Origin of the sequence: Paenibacillus woosongensis (assembly GCF_009725165.1) — a bacterium.
GTDB lineage: Bacteria > Bacillota > Bacilli > Paenibacillales > Paenibacillaceae > Fontibacillus > Fontibacillus woosongensis.
The window spans coordinates 422,293-437,472 of record NZ_WNZW01000003.1; the positions used below are offsets into that span (position 1 = coordinate 422,293).

Annotated in this window: 10 protein-coding genes and 1 pseudogene; 8 read left to right on the top strand and 3 right to left on the bottom strand. The window is 46.4% G+C overall.

Annotated elements, in window-relative coordinates; translation table 11 throughout:
- The first annotated feature begins 75 nt into the window (after window positions 1–75).
- The gene (locus tag GNP95_RS12845) at window positions 76–1,080 is read left to right on the top strand and encodes an ROK family protein (protein ID WP_155611246.1); all 1,005 of its coding nucleotides are present in this window, start codon (window positions 76–78) and stop codon (window positions 1,078–1,080) included.
- 155 nt (window positions 1,081–1,235) lie between these two features.
- The gene (locus GNP95_RS12850; protein WP_155611247.1) at window positions 1,236–2,456 is read left to right on the top strand and encodes an MFS transporter; all 1,221 of its coding nucleotides are present in this window, start codon (window positions 1,236–1,238) and stop codon (window positions 2,454–2,456) included.
- A gap of 28 nt (window positions 2,457–2,484) precedes the next feature.
- On the opposite strand, the gene GNP95_RS12855 is transcribed toward GNP95_RS12850, so the two are convergent.
- Window positions 2,485–3,159 (bottom strand): SOS response-associated peptidase, encoded by a 675-nt coding sequence (locus tag GNP95_RS12855; protein WP_155611248.1) that lies wholly within the window; start codon window positions 3,157–3,159, stop codon window positions 2,485–2,487.
- A gap of 150 nt (window positions 3,160–3,309) precedes the next feature.
- On the opposite strand from GNP95_RS12855, the gene GNP95_RS12860 reads away from it, so the two are divergent.
- Window positions 3,310–3,831 (top strand): GNAT family N-acetyltransferase, encoded by a 522-nt coding sequence (locus GNP95_RS12860; protein WP_155611249.1) that lies wholly within the window; start codon window positions 3,310–3,312, stop codon window positions 3,829–3,831.
- Here GNP95_RS12860 and GNP95_RS12865 read toward each other — a convergent pair.
- Window positions 3,808–4,269 (bottom strand): annotated as a pseudogene (locus GNP95_RS12865) (rRNA adenine N(6)-methyltransferase family protein); the annotation flags it as partial. The gene GNP95_RS12860 and the pseudogene GNP95_RS12865 sit on opposite strands and share 24 nt — an antisense overlap.
- Window positions 4,270–4,513: 244 nt before the next feature.
- Between GNP95_RS12865 and GNP95_RS12870 the strand changes: the two are divergent.
- Window positions 4,514–6,889, top strand: coding sequence for a glycoside hydrolase family 16 protein (locus tag GNP95_RS12870; protein ID WP_155611250.1), 2,376 nt, complete (start codon window positions 4,514–4,516; stop codon window positions 6,887–6,889).
- A gap of 912 nt (window positions 6,890–7,801) precedes the next feature.
- Window positions 7,802–8,473, top strand: coding sequence for a transcriptional regulator (locus GNP95_RS12880; protein WP_155611251.1), 672 nt, complete (start codon window positions 7,802–7,804; stop codon window positions 8,471–8,473).
- Window positions 8,474–8,850: 377 nt separating this feature from the next.
- Here the strand turns inward: GNP95_RS12880 and GNP95_RS12885 are convergent, their stop codons facing one another.
- Complete coding sequence (locus tag GNP95_RS12885; RefSeq protein WP_155611252.1) at window positions 8,851–10,332, bottom strand: amidase; 1,482 nt, start codon at window positions 10,330–10,332, stop codon at window positions 8,851–8,853.
- A 209-nt stretch (window positions 10,333–10,541) separates the two neighbouring features.
- Between GNP95_RS12885 and GNP95_RS12890 the strand changes: the two genes are divergently transcribed.
- The 3 genes from GNP95_RS12890 to GNP95_RS12895 all read left to right on the top strand — a co-directional run bounded on the left by GNP95_RS12890 (window position 10,542) and on the right by GNP95_RS12895 (window position 15,177).
- Window positions 10,542–13,658 carry a hybrid sensor histidine kinase/response regulator gene (locus GNP95_RS12890; protein WP_196427168.1) on the top strand — a complete coding sequence of 1,039 codons (3,117 nt, stop codon included), beginning with the start codon at window positions 10,542–10,544 and terminating at the stop codon, window positions 13,656–13,658.
- A gap of 116 nt (window positions 13,659–13,774) precedes the next feature.
- On the top strand, window positions 13,775–13,879 hold the full coding sequence (locus tag GNP95_RS26195; RefSeq protein WP_230873791.1) for a DUF6254 family protein: 105 nt from the start codon (window positions 13,775–13,777) through the stop codon (window positions 13,877–13,879).
- 95 nt (window positions 13,880–13,974) lie between these two features.
- Window positions 13,975–15,177 (top strand): macrolide family glycosyltransferase, encoded by a 1,203-nt coding sequence (locus tag GNP95_RS12895; RefSeq protein ID WP_155611254.1) that lies wholly within the window; start codon window positions 13,975–13,977, stop codon window positions 15,175–15,177.
- Window positions 15,178–15,180: the final 3 nt, after the last annotated feature.

Below are 15,180 nucleotides of genomic sequence, written 5' to 3' on the forward strand. Positions count from 1 at the left end.
AACCAAACGACATTCATGTAAAATCAAGTTATGACTGTCTTACTGATTCAAAGTATGAGTAAGGGAGGGGGGCCTATGAGAATAGCAAACGCCAATTTGATGAAAGAAATCAATCTGAACAATGTACGCCATGTCATGAAACGGATTGAAACGGCAACCAAACCCCAATTGGCCTCACTTACCAAGCTGAGCGTAGTTACAATAAACTCCCTAGTCAAGGAACTTCATGAGCTGGGGGAACTGCTTGAGGATGATACCGTTCCCTCGAACGGGGGGAGACCTGCCCAAACCTATCGCTACAACTATGATTTCAGCCTTGCGCTCGTTCTTTACTTGAAAGAGGAGCAAGGGCAGGAGCTGGTATCAGCATCGGTTGTAAATTTGGAAGGTCGTATCGTGTCAAAAGAAGATTTTATGATGTCCGCATTTGATCGTCAGAGGTTTTATGAGATTATAGAGCATTTTCTCACATTACATCCATCCATTAAGGTAATTGGCGTAGGCATCCCCGGACAGGCGGTCAATGGCGAGATTACGGTAAGCAGTCATCAGGAGCTGAGAGGCTCTCGCATTATTGAAGAAATTGAATCGAAGTTCGGGCTGCCTGTTATGGTCGAGAACGATATTAATGCAGCGCTCAGCGGGTATTGTATTAGGCAGGATGTCGATTTGGAGCACTGTGTGCTCGGCATCTATTTCCCTAGAAGGTATCCGCCAGGCATGGGCATTTATTTGGATGGAAAGATTGTCAAAGGAAAGAATGGAATGTCGGGAGAAATCAAATTTCTTCCACACGGTCCAGATTGGCAGCGTGAGATGAGTAAGCCAGCATTTATGGATGCGGTCTGCCAGATTATTCAAACCGTTAATGCCGTTCTGGCTCCTGACAAAATCGTGATCTATCAGGACAGAGTGGAAGCAGATGCCTGGAATCCAGCCTGGGAATCTTATCAGCTTCGGCAGCCTATGCCGTCATATCCTGCTGTGGTTTTACAGCAGACATTTCAACAGGATTTCGAGGCTGGCATGCGCTGGCTAACACTCAAATCCTTAGAGCCCAGCCTGGCTCAATTCGGTTAAGGACACCCTCTTGAAGTGAATTCAAGGGGGTGTCTGCGTTGCATGTCTTGACAAAGAAAAACACCTTCTGCATACTTAATAAAGATCCTTTATTAAGTAGTTTTAAAAGTTCTAAAGCATAGTACATTTTCATTGAAGCGGGAGAAGGTGTATATTTGGCAACCTGGTTTTTGATTATTATCTATCTAGCTTTTATTAGTCTGGGACTTCCAGATTCATTGCTTGGATCGGCATGGCCGGTGATCTGGCCTGACATTGGTTCTTCGTTCGGCTCTGCTGGGATTGTATCTATGATTATTGCAGGAGGAACTATCGTTTCCAGCTTGGCGAGCGGGAGTATCATTCAACGATGGGGTACCGGAAAAATCACGTTATTCAGCTGTTTAATGACCGCGGGAGCACTGCTTGGTTTTTCTATGGCACCGTCCATGCTCTGGTTTGTCATTCTAGCTATTCCGCTAGGGCTAGGCGCAGGTGCCGTGGATGCGGCTTTGAACCATTACGTAGCTGAAAACTATAAGGCTCATCACATGAATTGGTTACACTGCTTCTGGGGTGTAGGAGCAACGATGGGACCCATCATTATGTCCGCCTATATTGCAGGCCAGAACTCCTGGAGGGGAGGCTATGCTGCGGTTGCCCTCATTCAGTTTATACTTGTAATCATTTTACTTGTTACGCTCCCTTTATGGAAGCGGGTCGCTGCAGCTCGAAAACTTGAGTATCCTCAAAGCGATGAACCAGTCGAACGCGGCAAACTGCAGTCTGAGACGATTGCCAAACTCAATGTTTTGCATATTAAAGGCGTCAAACCAACCCTTATCGCATTTTTATTCTATTGCGGGGTGGAGGCCACCGTAGGGTTATGGGGAGCCAGTTACTTGGTTGGGGCAAGAAATATTACAGCAGAAACAGCTGCGGGATGGATTTCTTTATACTATGGCGGTATAACGGTGGGCAGGCTGATTACCGGATTTATTACGCTGAAAGTCAGCAATCGCCTGCTGATCCGTTATGGTCAGCTGATTAGTATTGCAGGGGGAATCATTCTGTTGCTTCCACTGCCGATTTCGTTTTCTCTGATCGGGTTTGTTCTGATTGGACTCGGTCTGGCTCCCATCTATCCTGGGCTTCTGCATGAAACGCCGTCTCGGTTTGGGAGAGAAAATTCAGCAAAACTGATGGGTTATCAGATGGCTGTCGCTTATACGGGAACCACATTGCTACCTCCAACCTTTGGACTCATCGCCACGCAAACGAGCTTAACCTTATTCCCGTTTGTTGTGCTTGCTTTACTTATTTTCATGTTACTGAGTGCGGAGAAAGTAAACCTTATTTTGAGCCAACAAGCGAAAGGGAATGTTGCCGAAGAATAGCATGAATCAATGATCCGGGCGCGGGAAATCAGCGCTTGATCCACGCCCGGTTTAAATCCATTTCCCGAATGCATTCATCGGTGTCATGCCTGTTGTTCTCGATCAATGGCGTTACCGCATACGCATGCATTTCTGCCGCCGAATGAGGCATTAGTATCGGATCGAGGGCATCGAGGTCGTTCGTCTGCTCATCGAGCCACCGGTTCATGTTCCCCGGAGACAGAATTGCCGGCATGCGGCTCTCAAATTCCCCAATCAGCGGGTTGGCTTCCGTCATGACCAGAGTGCAGGTGCGGAGCGGTTCCCCGCGTGCATCCCGCCAAATTTCGTATAGCCCGGCGACTCCAAACATACTGCGGTTTTTCATGACTACCCGCACCGCATACGATCTTTTTCCCTCCTGCTTCCAATAATACAACCCGTTGCACGGGATGATGCACCGCTGTTTATCCACCATTTTGCGATAGGCCGGATTTCGGTGCACGTTCCTAAGATCCGCGTTAATCGCATCTTTACCCCAATAAGGAATGAAGCCCCAACGAAATTCATCCAGAATTCGCTCCCCGTTTTGTTGCAGGACGACCGGTATATTTTGCGTTGGGCTGATATTATAGCGGTTCCTATAGTAATACATCACTCTTTCGATCTGAAAATGCTCTTGAACCTCCGGCAGCTCGGCTGCCATTGAAAAACGTTGACACATGGAATCAGCCTCCTCATAACCGTAGTTTTGGTTAAATGAGGAAATTTATTCATGCTTTCGGCGATATCTGAAATGAGTGTGAAATGATAATTGGATAGAAGGGAGTATAATAGGGATATAAGAACAGCCTAGAAAAGGGAGAATTTGATTATGAACGACAAGCAGTTTGAACATATTTTCGCGCTGATGAAAGCCTCGTTCCCAACAAGTGAACGAAGAAGTTACACCGGACAGAAGGAATTGCTGGCCGATCCGCATTACCGTCTCATTACGAAAACAAACAGCGATAACCAAGTGATCGCGTTTATGGCCGTATGGGAATTTCCTTCGTTCCGGTTCATCGAACATATTGCTGTTGATCCAAACACGCGTGGGAGCGGTATAGGCGGCAAAATCATGGCGTCCTATATTGAAGAGTCATCCAAGCCCATCCTGTTGGAGGTAGAATATCCTGACACTGACATGGCACAACGGAGAATAGGCTTTTATGAGCGCTTGGGGTTCCGGCTCAATCCTTTTGACTATGTGCAGCCGCCTCTACAGGAAGGGGAGACCTATTTACCGCTGAAGATTATGAGCTACCCTCGAATTCTTACGGAAGAGGAGTTTATCCATCGAAAAGAAATCCTGTATACAAACGTGTATAAGGTTACTGAGCTGCCGAGTCAATGATGACTCGGCAGCCCCTTTTTCCATGATGATCACGCCTCTTTGAAAACCGCTGGAAGGATTGCTGAGAAGCATTTTCATAATTGGCGTTGTTATCGCGTACGGAATATTGGAGACAACAACAAATTTTTCTTTTGGCAGACGGATTTTCATAATGTCCTGATGTATAATCATGGTATTCGATTGTTTCGCTGTCTTCCGTTTGAGGACCTCGACAAATTTGGCATCATACTCTACGGCCAACACCTTCTTAGCTTTTTGATTAAGCACGGTTGTCAATGCTCCTTTTCCAGCTCCTAATTCTAAAACCGTATCTTCACTGCTTATCTTCGCTAAATTCACCATGTCCGCAGCAGCTTCTTATTATGCATTAAATGCTGCCGGAGAAATAGGAGGCTCTCTGCGGCTTAATTTTCGTTGGGGGAAGGTCCCATTCCTAATGAGGCGCAGCTGAATAAAGATACTTTATAGGGATACAGAGGAGAACCGCTTAGGAACTCCTCTTTTTTATTGTTTTGGGTGGGGTAAAAACAAGATCGATAATCCGAAATTTTGGGACACAATCCCAAATATGGTATCTATTCATCGTGTTAGGAATTCGATAGAATTAAGACGCTCTCTGCTGTAAGCGTTTTCTAACAGGGCTTAGGCCGGGTGCATCTACTACGAATAAGGGAGTGTATTTATGAAGGAATCTCATGCTACGGAAAGGCGGTTCTTGCTGAAGGGATGGAGTTTGTTCTTAGTGGTACTTATGCTGGCTAGTGGTGCCCTATGGCCAGCTTCGAAAGCACAGGCGGCGGAAACTGCGGTTACCTCTATGGATTATTATTCACCAGCAGACGGACCGATCATCACCAAATCAGGGGTGGGACAAGCCAGCTACGGATTTGTAATGCCTGTATTCAACGGAGGCTCTGCCACTTGGAATGATGTAGCTCATGACGTAGGCGTCAATGTGAAAGTAGGCAGCAACTGGGTAGATATTGATAGTGTCAGCAGCTTTGTCTACAACCAGAACTGGGGACACTGGAGTGATGGCGGTTTCACCGGCTACTGGTTCACTCTTTCTTCAACAACCGAGGTTCAGCTGTACTCCAAAGCCAATGGCGTTTCACTTGAATACACGCTGGTGTTTCAGAACATTAACAAAACCACGATTACAGCGATGACGCCTACCCAAGGGCCGGAGATTACAGCAAGCTTTACGGGTGGAGCCGGCTTCACCTATCCTACCTTCAATAACGATCCGGCCGTAACGTATGAAGCCGTAGCGGATGATCTGAAGGTGTATGTGAAGCCTGTAAACAGCAGCACATGGATCGATATCGACAATAATGCCGCGAGCGGCTGGATCTATGATCGAAACTTCGGTCAATTTACCGAAGGTGGCGGCGGTTACTGGTTTAATGTGACAGAGTCGATCAACGTCAAGTTGGAATCGAAGACCTCTTTGGTCAACGTCGTGTATACCATCTACTTTAATGATGCCGTAAGGAATTCTTATGTCATCACTCCTTATGAAGGAACGACCTTTACGGCAGATACAAGCGGTGCGATCGGCATCCCGCTGCCTAAGATTGACGGAGGCGCGCCAATTGGCACGGAGCTTGATAATTTTGTATATGAGATTAACATCAACGGGCAATGGGTTAACTTGGCTGATTCGGGACAGAGTGGATTTTCATATTCCGCTAACGGCTACAACAATATGTCCGACAAGAATCAATGGGGCTACTGGTCTGATTACATTTATGGATTATGGTTTCAGCCTATCCAGGAAGATATGCAAATCCGTATCGGCTATCCATTAAACGGACAAAAGGGTGGCAGCATCGGCAATAATTATGTACACTACACATTTATCGGCAATCCGAATGCTCCTCGTCCAGATGTAAGCGATCATGAGGATATTGCTATCGGAACGCCAAGCGATCCAGCGGTAGCGGGCATGGATCTGATCTGGCAGGATGAGTTTAATGGAACTGCGCTGGATTCGAGCAAATGGAACTACGAATTGGGCTATTATCTCAATGATGATCCTGGTACATGGGGTTGGGGCAATGCGGAGCTGCAGCACTACACCGACAGTCCGCAAAACGTATTCGTACAGGACGGTAAGCTGAACCTCCGTGCTCTGCATGATTCCAAATCTTTCCCGCAAGATCCAAACCGGTATGCGCAATACTCATCTGGCAAAGTTAATACGAAGGATCATTTTAACCTTCAATACGGCCGAGTCGACTTCCGTGCCAAACTGCCTACAGGCAATGGAGTATGGCCGGCATTGTGGATGCTCCCGCAAGACAGCCCTTACGGGACATGGGCAGCATCTGGCGAAATCGATGTCATGGAAGCGAGAGGGCGCTTGCCTGGTATGTCGACAGGCGCTGTACACTTTGGGGGAACATGGCCGGCGAACCGGCATATTTCAGGCGAATATAACTTCCCAGAAGGCCAAACTATCGACAATGATTTTCATGTCTATTCCGTCGTTTGGGAAGAGGACAACATCAAATGGTATGTGGATGGCAAGTTCTTCTTTAAAGTAACTAATGAACAATGGTATTCGCTAGCTGCACCGAACAATCCGAACGCGCCATTTGACCAGCCATTCTATCTCATTATGAATCTGGCGATCGGCGGCAGTTTTGATGGCGGCATTACGCCGGATCCGTCCGATATTCCTGCTACGATGCAAATCGATTATGTGCGGGTATATAAAGAGAACGGCGCCGGTAATCCTGGAAGTGGAAATGGAAATGTGCCGGATCCATCCACTCCCATCGTTATCGGCGATGAAGTGCGGGGCCTGAAGAAAACAGGCGATGACTTGCTGTTCTATGTGAATGGCGCAACCTTTGCAGATTTGCATTATAAGGTCAATAACGGCGCACAGATGAACGTAGCCATGACCTCGACGGGAAACGGTAATTTTACTTATCCTTTAAATAATCTGCAGCAGGGGGATACGGTGGAGTACTTCTTCACCTATAACCCGGGGCAAGGGGCTCTGGATACTCCTTGGCTTACCTATATCCATGGTGAGACTGGTTATTGAGGATAAATTTCCTGAATTGTGAATAGTGTAAGAAGGCTAGCCGTGAAATATCGGCTAGTTTTTTATTTGATCCGCATATGAGTGATCCGTAAAATAAACATGGTTATTTCTAACGGTTGCCACAGTCGTTAATTCGCCGAAAATGAGCTCTTAGGAATTCTAACGGTTGCCATCCACGTCATTCGGGTCGAAATCATCGCAACGTTAAATAACTTGCTAGAATAGCCGCATATACGACCGTTAGGTTCTCAAATCGTGATTTATCCCCGAAATAACAGCAATAGCAACCGGTAGATAGTGTGAACCATCAGGTTGCAGCCGTCAGGTACGCAACAGTCAGGCGTAGTCGTAAGTATCGTTAACAGGCGGCAATCTGGCGGTAATCCTTAGGTAGCATCAACTACAAACTAGCTGGCGGTAATGGTAAGGGTAATATCAATGATCAACAGTTATGCGGCGGTCGTAGGTACATCAATGATCAACAGCAAGGTGGAAGAAGTTAGGTAACATCAACTATCAACTGTCAGCGGCAACATATAGGTAACAATAACCGATTGGTAATATCAGCCGTCAAGCGTTATGGTTAGTATGCTGATGTGCGGACTTATAAAGAAGCGTTTTCTAGAGATCGGCAAGGGAGAACAAATCGTGTTTCCGTCCCTTGGAAGACATGATTTGCACACCTAAAGGCAATCCTGTCTCGGTCAGAAATACCGCAACACTCATGGCCGGTGAACCTGTCAGGTAAGCCAACTGCTTAAACGCTATACATTCCAGACTTGGTGAAAAGGGATTGCTTGACGTTGCCAGGTATAGTACAATGAGTGCAAAATCACGGTGTGAAGTACATACCGCTTTAATACGATGCAGAAAATGCATAGTCGTATTAGAGCGGTTTTTCGTTTTGACTTAATGCGAAGGAAGGAGGTGAGCACGTTGTTTGATGAAATTTATGAGAACTGGTTGGCGAGGCATATAGCCGAAGAGGATAATCCGAGAAGACGTGGACTTTTGAAAAAAGGGCTAAGCCACGGAACCGTTACATTTCTGCGTTCGATATGGTTTCCTGTGATTGGCAACTTGAACGATCTGCATCCTGAGTATGAAGTCCGCGATTTTATTAATCGGTACCGTTATCTTGATCTAGCCTATATGCCCGGTGGCGCAAAAGGATGCATCGAGATTCACGATTATCGCAGTCACGCCAGGGACGTTGAGGTTGAGCGTTTCAAAGATTTATGTATGAAGCAATCGATGCTGGTGCTTGATGATTGGTCCTTTTTGCCGATAGCCTACCTGTCCATTCGTGACGATCCCGGGCTGTGCAAACAATTGGTGCTATCTTTCGTCCGGAAATTTTTATCGATAGATGTAACATTAGGTTTGAACTGGGCAGAAAAAGAAACGCTACGGTTTGCACGCAGATTGATGCGCGTATTCGAAGCTCGCGAGCTAGCCGCTCATCTGGCTCTGTCTGAGAATCGCACTAGAGTTATTCTACGTTCACTTGTGGCCAAGAACTTGCTCACTGTCGCTAGCGGAAATTTGAGATATCGCACTTATCGTTTAAGCCAGAATTTCTAACGGTTGCCACAGTCGTTAATCCGCCGAAAATGAGCTTTTAGGAATTCTAACGGTTGTCATCCACGTTATTCGGGTCGAAATCATCGCAACGTTAAATAACTTGCTAGAATAGCCGCATATACAACCGTTAGATTCTTAAATTGTGATTCATCCGCGAAATAACAGCGATAGCAACCGTTAGATAGTGAGAACCATCAGGCGGCAGCCGTTAGGTACGCAACAGTCAGGCGGCAGTCGTGGGTAGCATCAATGATCAATAGTCATACGTCAATCGCTAGGTAGCCAACTGCCAACTATCTGATGGTAATCGTTAGGTAACACCAACTACCAGCTATTAACGGGAACCGCTAGGTAACATCAACCGTCAAGCGTTATGGTTAGAATGCTGATGCGCGGACCCATAAAGAAGAGTTTTCTAGAAGATGGGCAAGGGAGAACAAGTCATGTTCCCGCCCCTTAGAAGACATGATCTGCACACCTAGAGGGAGTCCTGCCCCGGTTAGAAATACCGGAACGCTCATGGCCGGTGTCCCTGTCAGGTTAGCCAGCTGCGTGAACGGTGTATATGTCAGACTTGGTTCGAACATGTCATAAATGAGTTCCTGCTGTTTTTCTTTTGAAAGCCCGCTCACAGTAAGCAGATGCTGGATCTGTTCCGGACCTGGCGTTAACTCGCCGACACGAGGGGCAGGGAAGGCTGTAGTCGGTGTAATATAGAAATCATACCGATCCCAAATTATACTCATTTGAGCAGCAGCTGCGTCCCAATCAGCAAGACTGAGCGCATACTCAGCGGCCGACAGCTTGCGTCCGGCTTCCAGCAGCACCCAGCCTTCAATTTCGATATCTTCCGATGTAATTGCTCTTCCGAGTGAGCGCTCGATATTCAGCGCCATGGCAGCCATTTCGCCGCAGTTCATCCTGTAGTAATTTTCCATCAGCTGTACACCGTTGACCGGGCTTAATTTCTCTTCAATAAAATGACCCTCTGCTTCCAGAAACTTCACTAATCGCAGCACGGCTTGTTTCGCCTCGTCACTGACCTCAGTGCCTACAGGAGAATCGGTAGTGTAGGCAATACGATATGTTCTGTCTTCATTCCGGTACATATCCTCGAGATATTTCCCCGGATACAAGGGAGCCTGAAATGCAGCTTCATTCTGCAGCACCTGCAGCACATCAAGCAGCGCTGCGCTGTCTCGAACTGTCTTGGATAATGCAAAATCAATTGAGGCGCCTTGCCATTGTCGGCCGACACCGGGACCAACCGGAGTCCGGCCGCGTGTCGGCTTAAGTCCAAATAGGCCGCTAAATGAAGCCGGTATACGAATGGATCCGCCACCGTCGCTTGCACCTGCGACCGGGACCATACCGGAAGCGACAGCAGCTGCGGTGCCTCCGCTGGAACCTCCAGGTGAATGGAGAGGATTCCATGGGTTGCGTGTAGGGCCGTTCAATTGCGGCTCTGTTATGTTTTTCAGTCCGAACTCGGGGGTATTGGTATGCCCAAGGGGAATAAACCCGGCTTTGCGCAGTTTGGCGACAAAATGGGAATCCGAATGGGCTTTATGATGCCGGAACAATCTAGAGCCAGAGGTCAGAGGTTCACCGCCGATGGCTTGGGAAATATCTTTGAGCAGAATAGGTACGCCCGCAAACGGCTGTTCGCCGATACTGACTTGTCCAGCTTCGTGGATCGCCGCCTCATAACGAGTATGCACGACCGCGTTCAGTTCGGGATTGTGCTGATTGATTTGTTCCATAGCAGCATGTACGAGCTCGATCGGAGAAATTTCTTTATTTCGAACCAACTGGGCGAGCCCTACAGCGTCATAGGACGTATAAGGGAAGACTGACATTCTAAAAATCTCCTTTCCGTGACTCCTACGGGAGCAGCCTTAGGTATCACAGCAAATACTTATCGACCGCTGATCGGCCATGTTTGTTATAGTATATTATGGGGTGGCTCCTGCTTCAATGTCTTCGTGTTAAAGGGCTATTTCGTAGCACTCGCATGAGCAGCAAAGGAGAGGAAAGTTTCTTGATCAATGTTTTGGCAAAGTCGCCAATGAAAAAAAGCCATATTATGATATTCATAGGATTATTGCTCGTTATTTTATCCGGCCTGCGATTTTTTTGGATGGATTTTTTCTCTGATCAAAAACAGGTGTCCATTCAGCAGGGGCAATTGGATTTGCGTGATTGGGATGCAAAAGAGGGTGAAGTTCTTTTACTGGATGGAGAATGGGAGTTTTATCCCTATCAGTGGTTGATGGATGGCAGGCCGCTCCAAGGAATAAGTGAAATCAAACCTGGGTTTATTCAGGTTCCGGGAGGCTGGAATGAAGCTCTAGATGCTGACAGGCCAACCGCATATGGATATGCATCATATCGATTGCGTCTTTATGTAAATCCGGAAGAGGATATGAATTATAGCATTCGCGTGCCTAGCGTGCGTACGTCATCAGAATTATACATCAATGGCCGTTTGATTGCTCAATCCGGGCAGGTGTCGGAGACGAAGGATGGCTATATTGCCAAAAACCTGCCTTATTCCACAACTTTTACGGCAGACGAAAACGGCGTAATCGATTTGGTAATTCAGGCGGCCAATTATGTAGACAGCCGGGGCAGCGGCATTGTCCGATCCGTCAAATTTGGTTCAGAAGAAACAATCATAAAGGAGATGAAAGTCTCCATTTCTATGCAGCTTCTGGCGGCTGTTATATTTCTAATGCATTCTGTCTATGCGCTGATTTTGTTTGTGCTGGGAAATAAGGAGAAGAGGCTGCTTTATTTTTCTTTGGTGACGTTATCCATAACACTTACTAGTGTATTAAGCAATGATGAGAAGCTGTTCCACCAATTATTTTACATAGGCAGTGATTGGGATTTCCGGTTATCTAATGTTGCTCTAGTTATTGGAACCTATGCTTTGCTGGAGTGTACGGGTCATCGCGAACTCCCTTACTGGAGAAGGATGTACCCTGGATACAAGGTTATAAGTATCGGAACTGCTGGAATCACGCTGTTTTTAAACCCGCATCAGGTGATTATGCTCTTCCCGGTATATTATCTATTAGGCGGCATTGCTGCCGGGATCACGATGATTGCCATCTTTAATAAAGCCATCAAAGATAAGAAGGGCAGTGTGCTGCTGCTTTTATCCATTATTGTACTGGTGCATCATTTTGTTTGGTTGTTGATTTGGCGGGAAAGCGGCTTGAGCCTTGTCTACTATCCGTTTGACCTGATACTGTCGATGGGTTGCTTGGCCTCTGTATGGTTTAAGGATTATTTTATCATGCATGCGAACACAAAGGAGCTCGCCGCAACCTTGCAAAGAATGAATGACCATAAGGATCAATTTCTCGCCAATACTTCACATGAATTTAAAAATCCGTTACATAGCATGCTTAACATGTCGCAATCGGTCCTAAAAAGGGAACGGCATCTCATGCAGGAAAGGAGTATTAAAGAGCTTGAAACGATTTTATCTGTAGGGCGCCGGCTGACCTTGATATTAAACGATTTGATTGACGTGATGAGTTTGCGGGATGGCCATCCGCGTCTTCAGAAAAAAACGATACGCATTCAGCCGATCGTGACCGGAGTTCTGGATATGCTGCAATTTAACGTGGAAGTAAAATCCGTAAAAATCGCAAATCAAATTCCTGATGATTTTCCGCCCGTCATTGCAGATGAGAACCGGATCATTCAAGTCGTCTTCAATTTACTTCATAATGCTGTGAAATATACGAATGAAGGAGCAATTACAATTCAAGCTTATGCCAGGGACGGGAGAGCTTATATTGCTATTACCGATACCGGGATCGGAATGGATGAGGAGATGATGAAGCGCCTATTCCGTCCGTATGAGCAGGCGGGAACGAACGAGACGTTGATCGAAGGCGGCTTTGGATTAGGCTTAAGTATAAGCAAACAGCTGGTGGAGCTGCATGGTGGCGCGCTGGATGTGTCTTCCGTTCTAGGAGAAGGCTCAATATTTACATTTTCATTAGAACTGGCAAGTTTGCATTTAGAGGAAAAGGACACAACACCTCAATCCTTCGAGCAGCCGGCATTACCATATACCCCGGTACAGGAAGTTTCGGCCGCTCTGGACGAAACGGATTTGCCGCCTGCTGCGCAGCAATCAGCTTTTCTAGAAATCAATCATAATCGGCCAATCATACTTATTGTGGATGATGATCCGGTCAACCTTCAAGTGCTTGAAGCGATACTGCCCCAGGATGAATATGAATCAGTGATGGTAACCAGCGGTAAAGAAGCACTGGTTATGCTGGATACTAGGGAGTGGGACCTGGTCATCTCTGATATTATGATGCCCCAGATGTCGGGTTATGAGCTAACGCGAATAATCCGCGAGCGCTTCACACTTACAGAACTTCCTGTGCTGCTGCTAACGGCAAGAAGCCAGCCCAAAGACATTCAAAGCGGTTTTATAGCAGGAGCTAATGATTATGTGGCAAAGCCGGTAGAACCCATGGAGCTCAGATCACGTATAGAGGCGCTGGCTACGATAAAGCAAGTCGTTAAGGAGCAATTGCGGTTAGAGGCTTCCTGGCTGCAAGCGCAAATTCAGCCTCATTTTCTATTTAATGCGTTAAATGCTATAGCCGCTTTAAGTGATGTTAATTTGGACAAGATGCGTGCTTTGCTTGAAGAGTTCAGCCATTTTTTGAGGCATAAATTCAGTTTTCAAAATATGAATGGGCTTGTCCCGATCGAAGAGGAGCTCAGTCTAGTACGTTCCTACCTGTATATTGAAAAGGTCCGGTTTGATGACAGGCTAGAGGTGGTTTGGGAGACCAATGACTATGAGGAGTTGAAGGTTCCGTTTCTATCGATCCAGCCCCTAGTTGAAAATGCGATCATCCATGGGATTATGAAGCGTGCTCGCGGCGGGAAGATCTTAATTCGGATTTTCGTCTATCATGAGCATGCAGAGATCACTGTGGAGGATGATGGAATCGGAATGGACGAAGTCCAATTGCAACAAATACTAGAAAGAAATGCGGACCGCAAATCAGGAGTTGGATTGATCAATACGGATCAGCGTTTAAGACGCCACTTCGGAACAGGGCTGCATATTCAAAGTACGTTAGGTGCAGGGACGAAGGTTACTTTTCATGTACACACCAGTTCCGGTAGGGGCCGGTGAACTGCATGTAGAAGAGGCTTCTATGCAAAAAAAGCTGCTTCATGCATGAGCAGGTCCCTGGTATGACAACATAAGGAAGTAGTATACATCTCATTTTCCAGAGGAGGATATGGATTATGGCTCACCAGAAGAGAAGGAAAGAAGCTGCCTGGAAGTCGCGAAAGCAGGATCGCCGTCCTCATGGTAAAATCAAATCGTTCAAGGAGTTGTCCAACGATTAGTACGAGAGTATGCTTCATGTAAGGGAAAGACTGCCATAGCAACCGGCAGTCTTTTATCATTCATTTAGAGCACTGAATACCTAAGGAGGTCGAGCATGGCGCGTGTTTTGTTTATTAACGGCGGGTCAGAGGGACATATCAATCCAACGATTGGTGTTGTAGAGGAACTTGTTTCGCGCGGCGAGGAGGTAGTGTATTTTTGTATTGAAGCTTTCCGGGAACGTGTGGAGAAGACCGGCGCTTCGGTACGAACATTCGACGAGCAGAAATTTATTAAAGCCTTTATCTCGGGTGGAAGAAATTATTTGCTCGAAAGAATCAACGGTCTTTTACTTACGGCAGACATCGTCATACCAAGCGTTCTGGAGCAGATCAAGGGAGAGCACTATGATTACATTATCCATGATTCCATGTTTGGCTGCGGACGTATGCTGGCCCAAATACTTGAACTTCCTGCCATCAATTCTTGCACTTCTTTTGCACAGACTAAAGAATCTTTCGATCATATGCTGGAGCCATTCTTCAAGCATGTCCCTGCAGAAATAGTACAGCCTATAAACGATAAATTTCAAAGCCTGACGGAAATGATCAAGGAAAAATATGAGGTGGAGATTTCTTCTCCTTACGAGGTGTTTTGTAATCCTGCACCGCTAACAATTGTTTATACAACCAAGGAGTTTCAACCCGGCGGAGAAGCATTCGACCAAACTTATAAATTTGTCGGCCCATCCATCTCTTCACGTTTCACGCAAGAAGAAAACTTCGACTTTACTGCAGTCCAAGGGAAAAACCCCATTTATATTTCTTTGGGTACGGTCTTTAACCGGGCCACCCCATTCTATAAGCTTTGTTTTGAGGCGTTAGGGAACACGGAGCACACGGTTGTCATGTCGATAGGGAGTAAAACCCCAGTATCTGATTTAGGGGAAATTCCTGAAAACTTTATCGTCAGGAATTATGTTCCACAAACCGATGTGCTGCAGCACGCTAAACTATTTATGACACATGGGGGAATGAATAGCACGCATGAAGGCCTTTATTACGGTGTACCGCTAATTGTGATTCCGCAAAGCGCAGATCAGCCGGTTATCGCGAACCAGGTCGCCAATGTTAGAGCAGGCATTCAATTGCAGATGCAGAGCTTGACGGCAAATCAACTGCGTGAAGCGGTAGATGATGTACTTAGCCCCACTATTTTGGAGGCTGTTGCGCATATAAGGGAATCCTTCCGGAAACAAGGCGGATACCGTCAAGCTGTAGATGAAATTTTCGAATTTACCAATCAGCTTCATCGGTAACTG

What these genes read in the sequence shown, in the direction of transcription:
- GNP95_RS12890 (WP_196427168.1), top strand. Translation starts at nt 10,542, where the DNA reads ATGAAAAAAAGCCATATTATGATATTCATAGGATTATTGCTCGTTATT.
- GNP95_RS12845 (WP_155611246.1), top strand. Translation starts at nt 76, where the DNA reads ATGAGAATAGCAAACGCCAATTTGATGAAAGAAATCAATCTGAACAAT.
- GNP95_RS12895 (WP_155611254.1), top strand. Translation starts at nt 13,975, where the DNA reads ATGGCGCGTGTTTTGTTTATTAACGGCGGGTCAGAGGGACATATCAAT.
- GNP95_RS12860 (WP_155611249.1), top strand. Translation starts at nt 3,310, where the DNA reads ATGAACGACAAGCAGTTTGAACATATTTTCGCGCTGATGAAAGCCTCG.
- GNP95_RS12885 (WP_155611252.1), bottom strand. Translation starts at nt 10,332, where the DNA reads ATGTCAGTCTTCCCTTATACGTCCTATGACGCTGTAGGGCTCGCCCAG.
- GNP95_RS12870 (WP_155611250.1), top strand. Translation starts at nt 4,514, where the DNA reads ATGAAGGAATCTCATGCTACGGAAAGGCGGTTCTTGCTGAAGGGATGG.
- GNP95_RS26195 (WP_230873791.1), top strand. Translation starts at nt 13,775, where the DNA reads ATGGCTCACCAGAAGAGAAGGAAAGAAGCTGCCTGGAAGTCGCGAAAG.
- GNP95_RS12855 (WP_155611248.1), bottom strand. Translation starts at nt 3,159, where the DNA reads ATGTGTCAACGTTTTTCAATGGCAGCCGAGCTGCCGGAGGTTCAAGAG.
- GNP95_RS12880 (WP_155611251.1), top strand. Translation starts at nt 7,802, where the DNA reads ATGCGAAGGAAGGAGGTGAGCACGTTGTTTGATGAAATTTATGAGAAC.